This window comes from Paenibacillus sp. JNUCC 35 (assembly GCF_058269095.1).
The window spans coordinates 336436-354563 of the sequence record NZ_CM177771.1; the positions used below are offsets into that span (position 1 = coordinate 336436).

The window sequence follows — 18128 nt, forward strand, 5'->3', positions numbered from 1 at the left end:
TATGATATGAAATAAGTTAATAATTTGTGACGGAGAACCGGAGATTCACGTAAGTTGCAAGGTCTAAGAGGCCTCGCAATTTATGTGAATTTTTTTTCTGTCAAATTATAATGGCTATCCGTCGTTTTTACCTGATGCGCTCCTTCAAAGAGAACTTTCATCGGTGAAGCCGGGAACCGGTTCAAGCTGCAGATGAACCTCCGGACGGGTAGGGTACAGAGCACGATTGAGAGAGAGGGGTATGCCGCTTGCCAAGTCATGAAAGCGTTTTATCAAAAAAGAAAAGATGGCGGGAAAACGCGCTTGCGTATTTCTTTCTGGCGCCGTCCCTGATTATTTTCGCCACCTTTTTGTTCTACCCGATGCTGAGATCGGTTTACCTGAGTATGACGCTCACCGATCCGAGGGGGCGTGTAGCCGAATTTGTATGGTTTGATAACTTCGTCGATTTGTTCCAGTCGGGCCAGTTTTATTCGGATCTGAAAGTGACGCTGCTCTTTATTTTATATACCGTGCCGACTAGTATCATCTGGGCTCTGCTCCTGGCGGCCATTACACACAACAAGCTGAAAGGGATGAAGATTTTCCAGTTCGTGTTTTCCCTGCCTCTCGTCATTTCGGTAGGTACGGGCTCGATCATCTGGCTGCTGCTGTTTCACCCTACGGCCGGCATGCTCAACTACTTCCTGAGCCTGGTTCATATTCAGGCCATCCCGTGGCTGACCGATCCCGCGTGGGCGCTGGTCTCCGTTTCCCTCATGACCGTCTGGATGAACATGGGCTTCCTCTTTATCGTCCTGTCCAGCGGCATGCAGGGAGTGCCGGAGGAAATTTACGAGAGCGCCAAAATCGACGGCTCGGGTCCGGTGCGCACCTTCATCCAGATCGTTCTGCCGCTGTTGTCCCCGACGCTGTTCTTCGCTCTTATCGTATCGGTGATCGGAGCGTTCCAGGCGTTCGGACAAATCAACATCCTGACTAAAGGCGGACCGATGGGCTCGACGAATGTGGTCGTATACTCCATCTACCAGGAAGCCTTCGTCAACTTCCGTTTCGGAACGGGAAGCGCCGAGGCGCTCATTCTCTTCTTTATCATTCTGATATTGACCGTTCTGCAGTTTACGGTTCTGGAAAAGAAGGTGCATTATCAATGATCGCACGGAGACTGAACAACACGCTGCTCTACCTGCTTCTTATCGTGCTGGCCCTAGTGGTCCTGTACCCGCTTCTGTTCACGGTCTTCTCTTCGTTCATGACGGAGCAGGAGGTTTCCAAATTCCCGCCGGCGCTTGTGCCGAGCCAGCTTTACTGGGGGAATTTTAAAGCCGCAATCGACAACGTCCCGGTCTTTCAGTTCATTCTGAACAGCTTTATCGTGTCGTCGGCGATTATGGTCAGTCAGGTTATTACGTCCGCCATGGCGGCTTACGCGTTCTCTTTTCTGAATTTCACGGGAAAAAATGCCCTGTTCATGGTTTTCCTGGCCACCATGATGATCCCGTGGGAAGTCACCATCATCCCGAACTACCTGACGATCAAGTCTTGGGGATGGATGGACAGCTACCCGGGCCTGATCGTGCCTTTCATGGCGGCGGCCTTCGGCGTGTTCCTGCTCCGCCAGTTTTTCCTCCAGCTGCCGCACGAATTGTTCGATGCGGCGAAGATCGACGGATGCGGACACTGGCGGAACTTCTTCTCCATCGTGCTGCCGCTCTCCAAGCCGGCTTTGTCCACGCTTGCCGTCTATGAGTTCCTGACGCACTGGAACAGCTACCTTTGGCCTTTGCTTATCACGAACAAGGTGTCCATGCGGACCGTTCAAATCGGCGTCGCCATGCTCCAGCATGCGGAAGTCATGTCGTGGAACATGATTCTCGCGGGAATCACCATCGTCCTCCTGCCGTCTTTCCTGCTGCTCGCGCTGGGCGTCAAGCAGCTCGTAAGGGGCATTACGGCCGGTGCGGTCAAAGGCTGACGGAGCTTCACTCTGATGTCTGATCTGCCGCCGGTCTTCCGGCGGCGGATAATTCATAAATAAACCAAACCAATCTTGTTTAACTAGGGGGAAGAAATAGCTATGAATAAAAAAGGGATGGCTGCTTCTTTATTGACGGCTGTTATGCTCGTCTCCGCCGGCTGCGGCGGATCGGACACCGCCGGTACGGGCGACAAAGGAAGCAAGGACAGCGGCTCCGGCAGCGGACCGAAGAAAGTTGTTTTCTGGCACGCCATGGGCGGAGCCAACACGAAAGTCGTCGACCAGCTCGTGGCCGATTACAACGCTTCCCAAGACAAAATTAAAGTGGAAGCGGTATTCCAAGGCTCCTATGACGACCTGCTCAGCAAACTGAAAGCTTCGATGGGTACGAAAGAAGGCCCTTCCGTCGTTCAAATGTACGAAATCGGAAGCCGCTTCATGATCGACTCCAAGATGGTTACCCCTATGCAAAATTTCATAGATGCGGACAAATACGATCTGACGCAGCTGGAGCCGAATATCACCGGCTACTACACGTTTAACGACAAGCTGTTCTCCATGCCGTTCAACACGTCCAATCCGGTTCTCTACTATAATAAGGACTTGTTTAAAGCGGCCGGACTCGACCCGGAAAAGCCGCCAGCCACCTACGAAGAGTTCCAGAAAGCGGCCGAAGCCATTTCGAAAACGGGCAAGGCGACCGGCGGTAACTTCGCGATTTACGGCTGGTTTATGGAGCAGTTTTTCGCCAATCAGGGAGCGGAATATATCAACAACGGCAACGGCCGCAAAGAGATGGCGACCCAGTCGCTCGTCAATTCCGAAGCGGGCGTCCAGACGCTGACCTGGTGGAAGAGCATGGTGGACGGCAAAGCGATGAACAACCTGGGCCGTAAAACGGACGACTCCAAGAAAGCTTTCTCCGCCGGCCAAGTCGGCATGATTCTCGATTCCACGGCAGTCCTGAAGGGTCTTGTGGACAGCTCCAAAGGCAAGTTCGAAGTCGGAACCGGCTTCCTGCCGAAACCGGCCAACGCCAAAGACGGAGGCGTCGTTGTAGGCGGAGCGAGCCTGTGGATCATGAACGACCGTGCGGACGACGAGCAGAAAGCGACCTGGGACTTCATCAAGTTCCTGACTTCGCCTAAAGAGCAGGCGTACTGGCACATCAACACCGGCTACTTCCCGATCACGAAGAAGGCGTACGACGAGCAGAGCGTCAAAGACAACTTGAAAAGTTTCCCGCAGTTCCAGACCGCTGTCGACCAGCTCCACCAGACGAAGCTGAACACGGCTACTCAGGGCGCCGTCATGGGCGTATTCCCGGAAGCCAGACAGATTGTCGAAGGGGCGATCGAGGAAGTGCTGAACAACAAGAAGTCTCCGAAGGACGCCTTGGATGCGGCCGCGAGGGATATCACGTCGAAGATCGAGAAGTACAACAAAACCGTCAAATAAAAGAAGGGATAACGTCCGGTAGATTTCCATTTCTTTGTTAAAAATAGGCCGGAAATCCGTTGACAGATGAAGCGGACCGAACTATGATAGGGTACAAGTTAATACTATGTGACGGAGACTAAGAGACTCACATAAGTTGCTTGTCTAGCGACAGGTGGCTTATGTGTTTTTTCTATTCGCCGTAAAGGACTTAACGATTTTGTAAAGCCGTATGGAATTGCCCGCGAGAGGATATTTTATCCGGGAAAGAGAAGTACACTTAGGAAGACGGCGGATTACGTCCACAGATTCCATCACAACGACGCTTCGGAGGGAGTAGGGAATTATCATGACAGCAAACAAACCGATGATTATCGCGCATCGCGGGGCCAAAGGCATGTCGCCCGAAAATACGCTCGGCGCTTTCAAGCTGGGACTTGAGCAGGGCTGTGAAGGCATTGAGCTTGACGTCCATCTGTCTGCCGACGGGGAACTGATCGTTATCCACGACCATACGTTGGACCGGACCACGGACAGAAAGGGAGCCGTCGCGGAGAAAACGCTGGCCGAGATTAAAGAAGCCGACGCCGGCTCCTGGTACTCGGAAGCTTACAAAGGGGAGAAAGTGCCTATGCTGGCGGAAGTCTTCGACCTGGTGCCCGCCTCGGTCATGATCAATATCGAGATTAAGGCGCCCGGCAACGGCATGGAACAGAAGCTGGCGGACTTTCTGAGCGAACGCGGGCGGATCGACAACGTTGTGACTTCTTCCTTCGATCACAAAAGCGTCAGACGGCTCAAGCTGATCGAGCCCAAGGCGAAAATCGGCCTGCTGTATGCCAACAACCTGCTGGACCCGACCGCGTACGCGCGAAGCTTCGATGTGGAGGTTTATTCCCTGCATCCGCACTTTCGTGCGATTGACGCGGAAGACGTCGCGAAAGCGGTGGAGAACGGTCTGAAAGTCTATCCGTACACAGCGAACGAGATTCATGATTTTAAGGAATTGAACGAGAAAAGGGTATCGGGGATCATCACCGATTTTCCCGGACGGTTGAAAGAATGGCTCCAAGGCGGAGCGGCGGAGTGAGTACAGCATGAGTTACATTTTTCTTCAAAAGCTTTTTATGGCGCTCATCCTCGGTGCCTTTATCGGGATTGACCGCCAGCTCAAGCATAAACCGCTTGGTCTCAAAACGAGCATGGTCATCTCGGTGGCCAGCTGTCTTATCACCATCGTGTCTATCGAATCCGTCCATAAGTATGCCATTCCCGGGACGACGACTATGGACCCGATGCGTCTGGCCGCGCAGATCATCAGCGGCGTCGGTTTTATCGGCGCCGGGGTTATTCTGCGGCGCAGCAACGAGATCATTTCCGGCCTGACCACCGCGGCGATGGTATGGGCGGCTTCGGCGCTCGGCATCGCCGCGGGCGCGGGTTTTTACAAGGAAGCGGCTACGGCGGTCGTGCTGATCATTATGGCGATCAACCTGATTCCGCTCTTCTTCAAATGGTTCGGGCCCCGCAAGCTGAGCGAGCGGAACCTGGCCATTCTCATCATTGTAAGCCCCAGCGCCGACCTGTCCTACGTCATCGACGAGCTTCATCAGGAGTTCCTGAAAGTGAAGCACATCAAAATCAAGGACTTGAAGGACGAACTGAGGCAAATCCAACTGGTCGTCTCCGCGCCGGAGAAGCACCGGACCACGGTCATTTATTCCAAGATCAAGCACATCACGGATGTGGTGGCCGTTGAGGTCGAAACGATCAGCTCGTAAGTCCGCAGTAAAGGAGTTAAGCCCATGTCGTTTAACAACCAGAGGGTTCTGCCCGCTGTTCGCAAAATCAAGGATCTGGAGAAGCTGCTGACGTCTCCGTTCCAGTACATCGTGCTGCTCGACTGCCATATCGGCATGCTGAAAAGCCTTGTGGACCTGGCGAAATCCCACGGCAAAAAGCCGCTTCTGCATGTGGATCTTGTGGAGGGGCTGAAGAACGACGAGTACGCGACGGAGTACCTCTGCCAATACATCAAGCCCACCGGGCTGATTTCGACGCGTGCGAGCGTCATCATGAAGACGAAAGAGAACGGACTGCTGGCGATCCAGCGGCTCTTTCTCCTCGACTCCAGCGCCCTTCGCAAAAGCTACACGCTTCTGGGGAGGACGAAGCCGGATTACATCGAAGTCCTCCCGGGAGTCATGCCCCACATCATCAAGGAGGTCGGCGAAGCTACCGGCATCCCTATCGTTGCTGGGGGCTTGATCCGGACCGTAAGCGATGTCGAGAACGCGCTGGAGGCGGGCGCCACGGCCGTAACGACCTCAGACAGCTCGCTCTGGAAACACTATCAGGCGTGAGCCCGTTTTGGCCGTATTGCTTTCAAGTTCGGATGGAATATGGTAAAATGATCACATAAGTTCATACATTTGGTTGGAGATCAGGAGAAACCACGACAGCCGTTACGTCCAGGACGTAGCCGGCATGTTTGTGGTTTTTTTGTTTATCTCAGAGGGGAGAGCAACATGGAAACAGCTTTTTCGGGAGATACAAGAAAAGAAAGCCTATGGAGAATGGAAGACCGGATATTTGACGTGCTCGTGATCGGCGGAGGCATTACGGGCGCGGGGATTGCACTCGATGCCCAGTCCCGGGGACTGAAAACGGCGCTGGTCGATATGCAGGACTTCGCGCAGGGCACGTCGAGCCGCTCGACCAAGCTTGTCCACGGAGGGCTGCGTTACCTGAAGCAGCTGGAAGTCAAGGTTGTGGCGGAAGTCGGCAAGGAGCGGGCCATCGTATACGAGAACGGCCCGCATGTAACGACGCCCGAATGGATGCTGCTGCCCTTCTATCAGGGCGGAACGTTCGGGGCTTTCTCGACGTCCATCGGCCTGCGGGTGTACGATTTCCTGGCCGGCGTGAAGAAGAGCGAGCGCCGCAGCATGCTGAGCCCGCAGGAAACGCTGGATAAAGAGCCGCTGCTCAAGGAGAAGCATCTGAAGGGCGGCGGCTACTACGTCGAATACCGCACGGACGATGCGCGGCTGACGATCGAAGTGATGAAGAAAGCCGTCGAGTTCGGCGTGCAGGCCGTGTCTTATGCGAAAGTGGAAGCTTTCGAGTACGAGAACGGACGGGTGACCGGCGTGCGCGTGGCCGATCAGCTGTCCGGCGAAACGCACCTGATCCGGGCGAAGCGGATCGTCAATGCGGCCGGACCGTGGGTGGACACTCTCCGCGAGCGCGACGGCTCGAAGAAAGGGAAGACGCTCCGTCTGACGAAAGGCGTCCACCTTGTCTTCGACGGGGAGCGGTTCCCGCTGCGGCAGGCGATTTACTTCGATACGCCGGACGGCCGGATGCTGTTCGCCATTCCGAGAGACGGCAAAACTTACATCGGCACGACTGATACGAACTATAAGGAGGATATCGCTCATCCGGTCATGACCACGGAAGACCGGACGTATATCATCCGTGCGGCCAACGAGATGTTCCCGAGCCTCCGGCTGACCGAGCAGGACGTCGAATCCAGCTGGGCCGGTCTCCGGCCGCTCATTCACCAGGAGGGCAAGGACCCGTCGGAGATCTCGCGCAAGGACGAAATTTTCGTTTCGGACTCCGGCTTGATCTCCATTGCGGGCGGTAAACTGACCGGGTACCGGAAAATGGCCGAAACCGTCGTGGACCTGGTCGTCCGCCAGCTTCAGGAAGAGGGCGGCATTCAGGTGTCCGAATCCCAGACGAGAACGCTGCCCATCTCGGGCGGCGATGTAGGCGGCTCCGCCCGTTACCCGCAGTTCGTGGAGCAGAAAGTCGCGGACGGGCAGAAGATCGGGCTGACGGTGATGGAAGCCCGTCTGCTTGCCCAGCGCTACGGCTCCAACATCGACAAGGTGTATCGTCTGATAGAAACGAAGCGGGGAGAAGCGGAGATGTTCCGGATGCCGGCCTCGCTGTTCGGTTCGCTCGTATATTCCATCGAGCAGGAAATGACCGTCAAGCCTTCGGACTTCTTCGTCCGCCGGACGGGCGCGGTGTTTTTCAACATCAAGTGGGTGAGAGCCTGGAAAGAACCGGTGATCCATTACATGGCATCCCGGTTCAACTGGACGGAAGAGCAGCGCGCCGCTTATACGGCGGAGCTGGAGCGGGATCTGCATGACGCGACTGTGCCGATTGACGAGAAAACTCCCGAGCTTGTACGCGGATAGCGGTAGATGAGATTGAGCGGATGAAATAAAAGTAGGAGAGATTCCTTGACGAAAGGCCTATCGGACGATAGCTGCCTTTCGGTCGAGGAGTCTTTTTTTGCTTGGCTAAAATAAAGGAGACACCCGGGGCCGTCCTTTCACCGGGCTTTTGTTTTGTTGACGGCCCAGGCAATATTTGTTATAGTTCCCTCATTGAATAATTCTATAGTAGAACTATATGATAATAGAACTATATAGAAGGCACATCAGGAGCATCGAAAGGGGCTATTATGGACGAAACATTACTATCACAGATTATCGACCGTTACGAAAGCACGATTTTTACGGTGAACCGGCGGCTCAACGCTATGATCAAGGACCGGATGCCGGAGGAGCTGACGCAGGAGCAGTACGCCACCCTCCGTTATTTGCAGAGCCGGGGCCAATGCACCTCCTCTGAGCTGGCGGAAATTTTTTGCGTCGGAAAGAGCTCCATTACGGCGATTATCACCCGTCTTGTCGACAAGGAGCTTATTGCCCGGATGCCGGACGACAAGGACCGCAGAGTGACTTATTTGGCGCTGACGGACAAGGGAACCGCGGCCGTGAACGAAATGCGGCTTCGCATTCAGGAATTGTTGGCCGGCGTGATTAAACATTTTGACGGGCAGGAAGCAATAACGTTTATAGAGACCTTTGAGAAACTGGCGGACGTTTTGGTCCAGCAGCCGGATGAGGGGAGCAGACACAAGGGATGAGAACCGTACTGAAGCTCAGATGGCTCGTATTGGTGCTGTGGATCGCCGTAGCGGCGGGGCTGATGCTCACTGCGCCGAACATGGAATCGCTGGTCCGGGAGAAAGGTCAGATTACCGTACCGGAAGGGTATTCTTCCACGAAGGCGTCCAAACTGATCGAGGAAATGAAGAAAGGCTCTCCGGAAGCCGAAGGGGAACAATCATCGGTGCTGGTCTTTCACGGCACGGAGAAACTGACCCAAGCTCAGCTTGACGAAGTCAAGCGGGGAGTCGACAAGCTCAAGAACGCCAAGGATTCCGCGGGCGTTAGCAACGTGATGACGCATTTTGACAAGAAGGAACTGGAAAAGCAGATGGTATCCGCGGACGGGAAAACCGTGCTCGTGCTGGTGAATACGGCCAAAGACGGCCGGGAAGCCAAAGAAATCCGCGATGCGCTGTACGGCACGGTTTCCGACGTTAAGGTGGAGCACTATTTCACCGGAAACTGGCTGATCCAGGAGGATGTCATGGCAAGCTCGCAGGATGGGCTTAAGAAAACGGAGTACATCACCGTTATTTTCATTCTGGCCATCCTCTTTGTCGTATTCCGCTCGGCGGTAGCGCCTTTTATTCCGCTTTTGACGGTGGGCTTCAGCTACCTGGTCTCGCAATCCGTCGTGGCTTTTCTTGTGAAATATGCGGATTTTCCGCTGTCGAACTTTACGCAGATATTCCTGGTCGCCGTCTTATTCGGGATCGGGACCGACTATTGCATTCTGCTCATTTCCCGGTTTAAGGAAGAGCTTGCCCATTCGGGAGATAAAACGGAGGCGATTCTCGCCACGTACCGGACGGCGGGACGGACCGTATTTTTCTCGGGTCTGGCGGTCCTGGTCGGGTTCGCTTCCATCGGCCTCTCGACCTTCGTCCTGTACCGGTCGGCGGTTGCCGTTGCGGTCGGCGTAGCCGTGATGCTGCTTGCGCTGGTCACGCTCGTGCCGTTCTTTATGGCCGTTCTGGGCAAAGTGATTTTCTGGCCGGCCAAAGGCTCCCTGGAGCATAAACCGAGCCGCCTGTGGGGCGCCGTAGGTTCTTTTTCGTTAAAAAAACCGCTTTGGTCCCTAGTGATTCTCGCGGTCATTATCGTCCCTTTCCTGGTCGCGTACAAGGGATCGACCTCGTTTAACTCCCTGGATGAAATCGGGGAGAAATACGATTCGGTCAAAGCGTTTAACCTGATCTCCTCCAGCTTCGGCCCCGGAGATACGCTTCCTTCGACCGTCGTCGTGAAAACCGACAAGCCGCTCGACAACTCGGAAGGGCTGGCGGCCGTCGAGCAGATCACGCGCGAGCTGGCGAAGGTAGACGGCGTCAAGAACGTCCGCAGCGTAACCCGCCCGACGGGAGAAGCGCTTGACGATCTGCAGGTAGCCACCCAGGTCGACAAGCTTGAGGGCGGCATCGGCCAAAGCGGCGACGGCCTCGGAGAGATCGGCAAAGGTCTCTCCGAAGCGAGCGGCGCGCTAAGCGCCAATGCGCCTAAGCTCAACGAGGCCGTGAGCGGCGCGAAGCAGCTCGTGGACGGCACGAACGCCCTCAAGACGGGCGTTGTGCAGCTCGGCGACGGGCTGGAGCGTCTCGAGGCGGGCCTGCGCAGCGGTTCCGCCGGTGCGGGAGAGCTCCGCGCGGGGCTCGCGCAGGCCAAGGCAAGCGCGGATCAGCTCGCGGCGGCGAGCAGTGACCTGCTTGCTGGTTACAAGCAGGTCGGCGGCGGCCTCGGCCAGCTGACCCAAGCTTACGGCGACGTCGCCTCGCAGGCTTCCGGCCTGGCCCAAGGGCTCGGCGATGTCGGCCAGGGGCTGAGCGGTCTCGCGCAGAAGTACCCCGAGCTGAAGTCGGACCCCGACTTCCTCAAGACGCAGGGCGCGGTGACCCAGCTTCAGACGGGCGCGGCGCAGCTCGGCGAAGGGCTGAAGCAGCTGAACCAGCAGCTTGCCGGTGCCAGCCAGGGCCTTCAGCAGGCCAACGCGGGCTTCGAGAAAGCCGCCGCCGGGCAGGCCGCACTCGCGCAGGGGCTGGCTCAGCTCTCCGATGGCATCGCCAAGCTGCAGGCCGGCATCGATCAGGCGGCCGACGGCCAGGGCCAGATCGTCGCGAAGCTGCCCGAGCTGACCAAGGGCTTCGACAAGCTGAGCAGCGGGCAGAAAGAGCTTCAGCAGGGCTTCGCCCAACTGAACGGCCAGCTCGGCGAGCTGACGGGCGGCCTCGACAAGAGCGTAAACGGCTTGTCGCAGGTATCCGGCGGCCTGAAATCCGCTCAGGACTACCTGAAGGAGCTGTCGGCCGCGCCGAACAAGCAGATCAGCGGCTGGTTTATGCCGCAGGACGTCATCTCCGGAGCGGACTTCCAGCCTTCGCTGGATGCGTACATGTCCAAGGACCGCAAGATCGCGAAGTTCGAAGTCATCTTCGAAGGCAACCCGTACGAAGTCGAGACGCTGGAGCAGTCCGGCGAGCTTACGGCAGCCGTGGAACGCGCCGTTAAAGGCACTCCGCTCCAGAATGCGACTTATGCCGTAGACGGTGTTACGAGCATGAACAACGACTTGAAAAACATCTCCGCAGCGGATTACTCGCGTACCGCGATGCTCATGCTGATCGGGATTGCGCTTATATTGATCGTCTTGTTCCGTTCGATTGTCATTCCGATCTATCTGATTCTTTCGCTCCTGCTGACGTATTACACGTCCATGGCGATTACGGAAGTGATTTTCGTACGGATGCTCGGATACTCCGGGATTTCCTGGGCCGTTCCGTTCTTCGGTTTCGTGATGCTGATGGCGCTCGGAATCGACTACAGCATTTTCCTCATGGACCGGTTCAAAGAATACCGCCATCTGTCCCCGCAGCAGGCGATTCTGGAAGCGATGAAAAACATGGGGACGGTCATTATGTCCGCCGCCCTCATCCTGGGCGGAACCTTTGCGGCCATGCTGCCTTCGGGCGTCATGTCCCTGCTGCAGATCGCCACGATTGTGCTGTGCGGACTGTTCCTGTACGCGCTCATCATGCTGCCGCTGTTTATCCCGGTCATGGTGCGGATGTTCGGACCGGCCAACTGGTGGCCGTTTATGGGCCGCAAAGAACGCGGAGAAGACGCTTCTTACAGCGCCGATTCGGCTTCACACAGCTTGCATTAACCTAAGGAATGCAAAGAACCTCCGGATTCGCTTTATTGAAGCGAGCCGGAGGTTTTTTATAGATTTAAGATACGCACGACCAGCGCGTAGTCAATGCTCGATCCGTCATCGTTGTGCATATGCACCGTATAGACCCCGTGTACCGGCAGGTCCGGACTGCTTTTTTGATAAGTAAAAGAATGGGACTCTCCGGGTTGAAGAATCGTCTTTTCTACCTGATTTTGTCCGCTTGGATAGTTCACGCGATAAAACAGGCGTTGGGTGCCTTTGTTCTCCAGATAAAACTGAAAGCCGTCCCCGGCTTTAAAATCGAAGGCCGTCATACCATCGCCGGCAATAGATCCGCTCGCGTCTGCAAGTGTTCCGGACTTGCCCTTTTCCTCTTGAGTCGGAGGCTTCGCCGGGATAGAAGACACCGGGGTGACGGATGGAAGCTCCACGGGCGTTGGGGTGGGCGCAGAAGTGCCTGCAATGCGGGATGAGGGCGTAACGGGTGCAGACGTTTCGCCCGTCCCGGACGAGGACGTTACGGCTGTAGAAACCGGAGCCCCCGCGGTTTCAATTTTCTCTCCCGTGCCCGGGCTATCGCAGCCCGCAAGCAGAATAAGCGCAGAGGTCAGCATAAAAACCTGTTTTTTCATCTTTAAACCAATCCTTTATCGAAATAACGTTTCTCTATCTTGAAGTCATTCCTATTCATCCTATAACTTTCCAGAAGGTTTTGTCCAGCTTCCGGTCTTCAATATATTGGAGAAAAAAATCTGTTTTTTTAGGCCCGAGAAATGAAACCATAAGGCTGGAGTCCACGTAAGGAATGGTTATCTTTATATTAAGGGAGTAGATTACCGAAATGGAAAGTGACAGTTATTTGTTAAACCTTTTTATGATTGCCTTATTGATTGGACTCTCCGCGTTTTTCGTGGCAGTGGAATTCGCCGTCGTACGGCTCCGGGGCAGCCGGGTGGATCAGCTGATCGCCGAAGGCAAAAGCAACGCGAGGGCCGTGAAGCAGGTGCTTACCAATCTGGACGGATATTTGTCCGCGTGTCAGCTCGGCATTACCATTACGTCTCTGGGTTTAGGCTGGTTGGGTGAACCGACGGTGGAGAAAATTTTACATCCCGTTTTCGAATCCTTGCATCTGCACGAATCGTTAACCGGACTGCTTTCGTTTCTTATCGCCTTCATTATTATCACCTTCCTTCACGTCGTAATCGGCGAATTGGCTCCGAAAACAATTGCTATCCGCAAAACAGAGGCTGTGGCGCTGCTTACCGCACGTCCGATCATCTGGTTTAACAAAGTCATGTATCCTTTTATCTGGGTGCTGAACGGTTCCGCCAACCAGCTTGTCAAGCTATTCGGCATTAAGCCGGCAACGGAGCATGAAGAAGCGCACTCGGAAGAAGAGCTTCAGATTATTATTAACGAAAGTTTTGAAAGCGGTAAAATTAACCAGGCCGAGTACGGCTACGTCAGCCGGATCTTTGCTTTTGACAATATGCTCGCCAAAGATATTATGGTGCCCCGCACCGATATGATCTGTCTGTACGCGAATAAATCCCGGGAAGAGAACCTGGCGATTATCAAAGAACAGCAGTATACCCGTTTTCCCGTTGTCGAAGAGAGCAAGGATAACGTGATCGGGATTGTGAACACGAAGAAATTCTTCCTGGCTTACGAGGATGACGAGGAGCTTGATGTCACCACGCTGATTCAGCCGGTTATGGCGGTTTCCGAGGTCATTCCCGTCAATGCGCTCTTGAAAAGGATGCAGAAGGAAGGCACGCATATCGCGATTCTTATCGATGAATACGGCGGCACCTCGGGTATGGTTACCATCGAGGACATTCTGGAGGAAATCGTCGGCGAAATCCGTGACGAATTCGATATGAAGGAAGAGCCGGAGATTCTGGTAAAAGGCGAGGGGCACCTCGTATTGGACGGTAAAGTGTCCATTCCTATCGTGAACGACCGACTGCTTGTGGAGCTTGAAACCGAAAGATGGGATACTATCGGCGGATGGCTGTACGGTCACCGCGACGACCTTTCCGAAGGAGAATCCCTGACCTACGAGAACGTGAAGTTCACGGTGCTGGAGCGGGAGAAGAACCGGTACCTGAAGCTCGAAGTGGTGCGTATAGACGATTAACGGCAAGTCAGACTTTAACCGATACATGCCTGAAAGCATTCAGCTGCCGATTAAGGGCTTGCGTAAAGAGTTGGATTGCTGCATGGAAGCATAGACCGGCCTCCACGGCCGCCATCATTCCAGTACCCCATGAGGGGACGAGAATGACCGCGGCTGCGGGGGCTTTTTATTGTTTACATGGCCCCGCAAAAAACCTCCGGTCTCACTTCCATAAGTGAGCCGGAGGTTTTTTTGTCGTGCTTGCGGGTTACACCACGTCGCGGAATTGGCTGCTGTACAGCTCGTAATAGAACCCTCTGGCGGCCAAAAGCTCTTCGTGCGTTCCGCGTTCGAGAATCTTTCCTCCGTTCAGGACGAGGATAAGATCGGCGTCGCGTATCGTACTGAGACGGTGCGCAATGACGAAGCTGGTCCGCCCTTTCATCAGCAGGTTCATCGCCTCCTGGATATGCATCTCCGTCCGGGTATCGACGCTGCTGGTAGCTTCGTCCAGAACGAGCACGGCCGGATCGGCGAGAATGGCGCGGGCAATCGTGATCAGCTGCCGCTGGCCGTGGCTGAGATTGCCGCCCTCGGAGGACATCAGCGTGCCGTAGCCTTGAGGAAGCTTGCGGATGAAGCTGTCGGCGTTCGCCAGTCTGGCCGCAGCCTCTACTTCCTCGTCGGTGGCGTCCAGCCGCCCGTACCGGATGTTCTCGCGGAGTGTATCCGAGAACAGGTAGGCGTCCTGGAGAACGATACCGAGCTGGCCGCGGAGGCTGTCCTTGTCGAGCTCCCGGATATCGGTTCCGTCGATCCGGATCTCCCCTCCGTCAATCTCATAGAACCGGGTGAGCAGGTTGACGATGGTCGTTTTGCCGGCTCCGGTCGGTCCCACGAGAGCAATCGTATCCCCCGGCTTCGCGGTAAAAGAGATATCCGTAAGAATAGGGGAACCCGGCTTGTAAGAGAAGGAGACATCCTCGAAAACAACTTCTCCCGCCACATTCAAAGGCCGGCCGTCAGCGGAGTTGTCCTTTTTCTGCTGCGGGGTGTCCGGATACTCCGTTGTCGCATCGAGCACTTCGAATACCCGCTCGGCACCGGCAATCCCGGACTGGATCAGATTATACTGATTCGCCAGATCGTTGATCGGGCGCGTGAACTGCTTGGAATAATTCAGGAAGCTGACAATGACCCCGAGAGTCGTCCAGCCGCTGATCACGAGCCATCCGCCGATTGCAGCGATAAGAGCGAAGCTGAAGTTGTTGACCACGTTGTTGAAGGGGCCTACCATACCCGAATAGATCTGAGCCTTCGTCCCGGCTTCCCGCAGCTCGGCGTTGATCTCCTTGAACCGGGCGGCTGTCTGGCGTTCCCGGCGCAGCACTTGAACCACTTTCTGGCCCGATATCGTTTCCTGGATAAATCCGTTCAGCTCGCCCAGGCTTTTCTGCTGGCCCTTGAAATGAGTGCGGGTCCGCCTGGAGATCTGTCCGGTTAAATAAATGGTCACCGGCACGGAAAGAAGCGTGACCAGCGTGAGCCAGATGTTCATGGTCAGCATAAGCACAAGCGAGCCTGCAATCGTAATCACGCTGGTCATGAGCTGAATGACACTTTGATTTAACGTGTTCGAGACGTTCTCGATATCGTTGGTCGTGCGGCTCATCAGCTCTCCGTGAGTCCGGCTGTCGAAGAAATTCAGCGGCAGCTTCTGCAGATGGGCGAATAAGTCATGGCGCAGATTCTGCACCGTGCGTTGAGAGACGGCGGCCATAACGTACGTCTGAAACCAGGTCATTACGGAGCTGAACAGATAAATGCCAAGCAGAAGAAGGCAGAGTTTCAGAAGGCCGCCGTAATCCCGCGGGAGAATGTAGTCATCGACGGCCCGTCCGAGCAGGTAAGGGGCGATCAGCCCGGCACCGGCACTGAGCACGGTCAGCAGGACGACCGCGGCCAGTCCCTTGCGCTGGCGTCCGAGGTACCGGCTCAGCCTGCCGAGCGTAGCGCCCGTGTTCTTGGCGCGTACTTTCTGCGTCATGCGCGGGCCCCCGGGACCCGGACCCCGGCCGGCAGGACCGCCTAAGCCCATCGGGGGTTCCGGTGCGGAGGAACCGTTGTCTTGGGGTTTATGCGCCATGGATGACTTCCTCCCTTCCCTGTTGGGATTTGTAAATGTCCCGGTAAACGGGGCTTCCCGCCAGAAGCTCGGCGTGCGTGCCCCTGGCGGCGATACGGCCGTCTTCCAGCACAAGAATCTGATCGGCGTCGACGACCGACGAGATGCGCTGTGCGATAAGCAGGCACGTACTGTGCGCCATCCGCTCTTTCAGCGCCTGCTGGATGCGGGCTTCGGTCGCCAGGTCCACCGCGCTCGTGGAATCGTCGAGGATGAGGACCGCCGGCCGGACCAGCAGGGCGCGGGCGATCGAGATGCGCTGCTTCTGGCCCCCGGAGAGATTGACGCCTCTCTGGCCGAGCAGGGTATCATAGCCTTCCGGCAGACCGGCGATAAACGCATGAATCTCGGCTGCGCGGGCTGCCGCTTCGATTTCCTCCTGTGTGGCATCCGGCCTGCCGTAGGAAATATTCTCGCGGATGGTGCCGCTGAACAGGATGGCCTGCTGGAGGACCATGCCTACACGGCTGCGCAGGTGCGCCAGAGCGATGTCCTTCACGTCAGTTCCGTCAATAAGGACACGTCCGGCCGCCGGGTCGTACAACCGCGGAATGAGATGGACGAGGGAGGTTTTGCCGGAACCCGTCGCGCCCAGAATGGCCAGCGTTTGGCCCGGTTCGACCGTGAAGCTGATGTCTCTCAGGGCAAGCTCTTTGCCGTCTTCGTCGTAAGCGAAAGAAACGCGGTCGAAGACGATACGGCCCGCACCGATGGCATTGGCGGAAGCGCCCGGTTTGTCCGCGATTTCCGGCTCTGCTTCGAGCACTTCATTGATACGCCCTGCGGAAGCTCTCGCTCTCGTAACAAACATCATCATCATGCCTACGGTAAGCAGGGAAGTGAGAACCTGGGTTACATAGTTGAGAAAGGCGATAAGGTCTCCCACGGGAAAAGAAAGATTCCAAGTCTGGGCGCCGCCGTACCAGAGCACGGCTACCAGACTGACGTTCATGATGAACGTCATAATAGGGGCGTTCAAAGCGATCGTCCGCGCCGCCTTCAGGGCGATATCCGTGAAATCCCGGTTTGCTTCGCCGAAGCGTTTGCGCTCGAAATCGGAACGTACGAAAGCCTTCACCACACGGATTCCGCTCAGATTTTCCTGGAGGACCGTATTCACCCGGTCGAGTTTTTCCTGAACCTTTAAGAAGAGGGGCTGGGACACGCGGATGAGCAAATACAGCACGAGAAAAAGAACGGGAATGGCCGCGGCCAGAATCAAAGCAAGCCGCGGATTCAGCATAAACGACATAATGACGCCGCCTATGGCGAGAAAAGGCGCCCTGACGAGGACCCGCAGGGTCATCTGAACCAGGGTCTGGACCTGCACGATGTCTCCGGTCAGCCGCGTAATGAGCGACCCCGATTTGAACTTGTCCAGATTCCGGAAAGAGAATGTCTGGGTTTTCCGGAAAAGATCGTCCCGCAGATCGGCGCCGAAATTTTGCGAGGCGATGCTGGAGTATACGGTGCATCCGGCCCCGCCGATCAGTCCGATCAACGCCACGCCGAGCATAAGCAGCCCGGTGTTTCGTATCGTGGCGAGATCCCCGTCCGCTACGCCTTGATTTACGATGTCGGCCATCAGCTTGGGCTGGAGCAGGTCCATGTAGACTTCAAGAAGCATCAGAAGCGGAGCGAGAACGGCCGCTTTCCAGTAAGGTTTTAAATATCGGCTCAAAGCTAACAGAGCGGTCACCTCCTTTTAATTTGCCGGCTAATCGAATTGTTCCTCGATATCTTTCAAGTTTTCATACATTTGGAGCAGAAGGCGGCGGAAAAGAAGCTTCTCTTCCGTCAGAAAGCCCTTCAGGCACGTTTCCTCGATTTCGCGGAGGGCTTTTTTCACGGCGGTCGTTGCCTGATGCCCTTTATCGGTCAGATAGACACGCGATACCCGTTGGTCCTTGCTGTCGGCTCCGCGCCGGAGAAGTCCGGTTTTCTCCATCCGGGTAATCATGACGGTAAGCGTGGCGGGCTTTACGCGCATTTGAGCGGCCAGTTCGTGCTGGCTCTGGCCGTCTCTCTCGGACAAGCGGATCAGCAGAGGCGGCTGCCCCGGGTAAACCTCGTAATTCTGCAGCAGCTCGTGCAGGTGACGGCGGTGAAGCTTGAATACCCGAGACAAGATCTGCATGATGGAATCCGATTGGTAAATATCCATGATGGCTTCTGTTCCTTCCTTTATTAGTTAGTCGGCTAATGATTAGTGTACGGCCATTTCCGAAACGGGTCAATGGACAGAATCCTTGAAAATGAAC

Annotated in this window: 14 protein-coding genes; 10 read left to right on the top strand and 4 right to left on the bottom strand. The window is 55.7% G+C overall.

Going from position 1 to position 18128, the window contains the following annotated elements:
• Positions 1-248: 248 nt before the first annotated feature.
• The 9 genes from AC2TF6_RS01640 (at position 249) to AC2TF6_RS01680 (ending at position 11551) form a co-directional block, all read left to right on the top strand.
• On the top strand, positions 249-1154 hold the full coding sequence (locus AC2TF6_RS01640; protein ID WP_491309703.1) for a carbohydrate ABC transporter permease: 906 nt from the start codon (positions 249-251) through the stop codon (positions 1152-1154).
• The gene (locus AC2TF6_RS01645) at positions 1151-1975 is read left to right on the top strand and encodes a carbohydrate ABC transporter permease (RefSeq protein ID WP_042231327.1); all 825 of its coding nucleotides are present in this window, start codon (positions 1151-1153) and stop codon (positions 1973-1975) included. The genes AC2TF6_RS01640 and AC2TF6_RS01645 overlap by 4 nt, the downstream gene beginning before the upstream one ends.
• Positions 1976-2077: 102 nt before the next feature.
• Positions 2078-3436, top strand: coding sequence for an ABC transporter substrate-binding protein (locus AC2TF6_RS01650; protein WP_491309704.1), 1359 nt, complete (start codon positions 2078-2080; stop codon positions 3434-3436).
• A 328-nt stretch (positions 3437-3764) separates the two neighbouring features.
• Positions 3765-4505: a glycerophosphodiester phosphodiesterase gene (locus AC2TF6_RS01655; protein WP_491309705.1), complete on the top strand. Its 741-nt coding sequence runs from the start codon at positions 3765-3767 to the stop codon at positions 4503-4505.
• A 7-nt stretch (positions 4506-4512) separates the two neighbouring features.
• Entirely contained in the window at positions 4513-5196 is a 684-nt protein-coding gene (locus tag AC2TF6_RS01660) for an MgtC/SapB family protein (RefSeq protein WP_042231320.1), read from the top strand.
• A 24-nt stretch (positions 5197-5220) separates the two neighbouring features.
• Complete coding sequence (locus tag AC2TF6_RS01665; RefSeq protein ID WP_491309706.1) at positions 5221-5778, top strand: glycerol-3-phosphate responsive antiterminator; 558 nt, start codon at positions 5221-5223, stop codon at positions 5776-5778.
• A gap of 165 nt (positions 5779-5943) precedes the next feature.
• Positions 5944-7632, top strand: coding sequence for a glycerol-3-phosphate dehydrogenase/oxidase (locus AC2TF6_RS01670; protein WP_491309707.1), 1689 nt, complete (start codon positions 5944-5946; stop codon positions 7630-7632).
• A 269-nt stretch (positions 7633-7901) separates the two neighbouring features.
• Positions 7902-8369 (top strand): MarR family winged helix-turn-helix transcriptional regulator, encoded by a 468-nt coding sequence (locus tag AC2TF6_RS01675; RefSeq protein ID WP_491309708.1) that lies wholly within the window; start codon positions 7902-7904, stop codon positions 8367-8369.
• Positions 8366-11551 (top strand): efflux RND transporter permease subunit, encoded by a 3186-nt coding sequence (locus tag AC2TF6_RS01680; protein WP_491309709.1) that lies wholly within the window; start codon positions 8366-8368, stop codon positions 11549-11551. The genes AC2TF6_RS01675 and AC2TF6_RS01680 overlap by 4 nt, the downstream gene beginning before the upstream one ends.
• A gap of 56 nt (positions 11552-11607) precedes the next feature.
• Here the strand turns inward: AC2TF6_RS01680 and AC2TF6_RS01685 are convergent, their stop codons facing one another.
• Positions 11608-12192, bottom strand: coding sequence for a hypothetical protein (locus tag AC2TF6_RS01685; protein ID WP_491309710.1), 585 nt, complete (start codon positions 12190-12192; stop codon positions 11608-11610).
• A gap of 209 nt (positions 12193-12401) precedes the next feature.
• Between AC2TF6_RS01685 and AC2TF6_RS01690 the strand changes: the two genes are divergently transcribed.
• Entirely contained in the window at positions 12402-13703 is a 1302-nt protein-coding gene (locus AC2TF6_RS01690) for a hemolysin family protein (protein WP_491309711.1), read from the top strand.
• Between the two features lie 247 nt (positions 13704-13950).
• Here AC2TF6_RS01690 and AC2TF6_RS01695 read toward each other — a convergent pair whose 3' ends face one another.
• The 3 genes from AC2TF6_RS01695 to AC2TF6_RS01705 form a co-directional block, all read right to left on the bottom strand.
• Positions 13951-15780, bottom strand: coding sequence for an ABC transporter ATP-binding protein (locus tag AC2TF6_RS01695; protein WP_491311735.1), 1830 nt, complete (start codon positions 15778-15780; stop codon positions 13951-13953).
• 37 nt (positions 15781-15817) lie between these two features.
• Entirely contained in the window at positions 15818-17494 is a 1677-nt protein-coding gene (locus tag AC2TF6_RS01700; RefSeq protein ID WP_491311736.1) for an ABC transporter ATP-binding protein, read from the bottom strand.
• Positions 17495-17584: 90 nt separating this feature from the next.
• Positions 17585-18031 (bottom strand): MarR family winged helix-turn-helix transcriptional regulator, encoded by a 447-nt coding sequence (locus AC2TF6_RS01705; RefSeq protein ID WP_491309712.1) that lies wholly within the window; start codon positions 18029-18031, stop codon positions 17585-17587.
• Positions 18032-18128 lie beyond the last annotated feature (97 nt).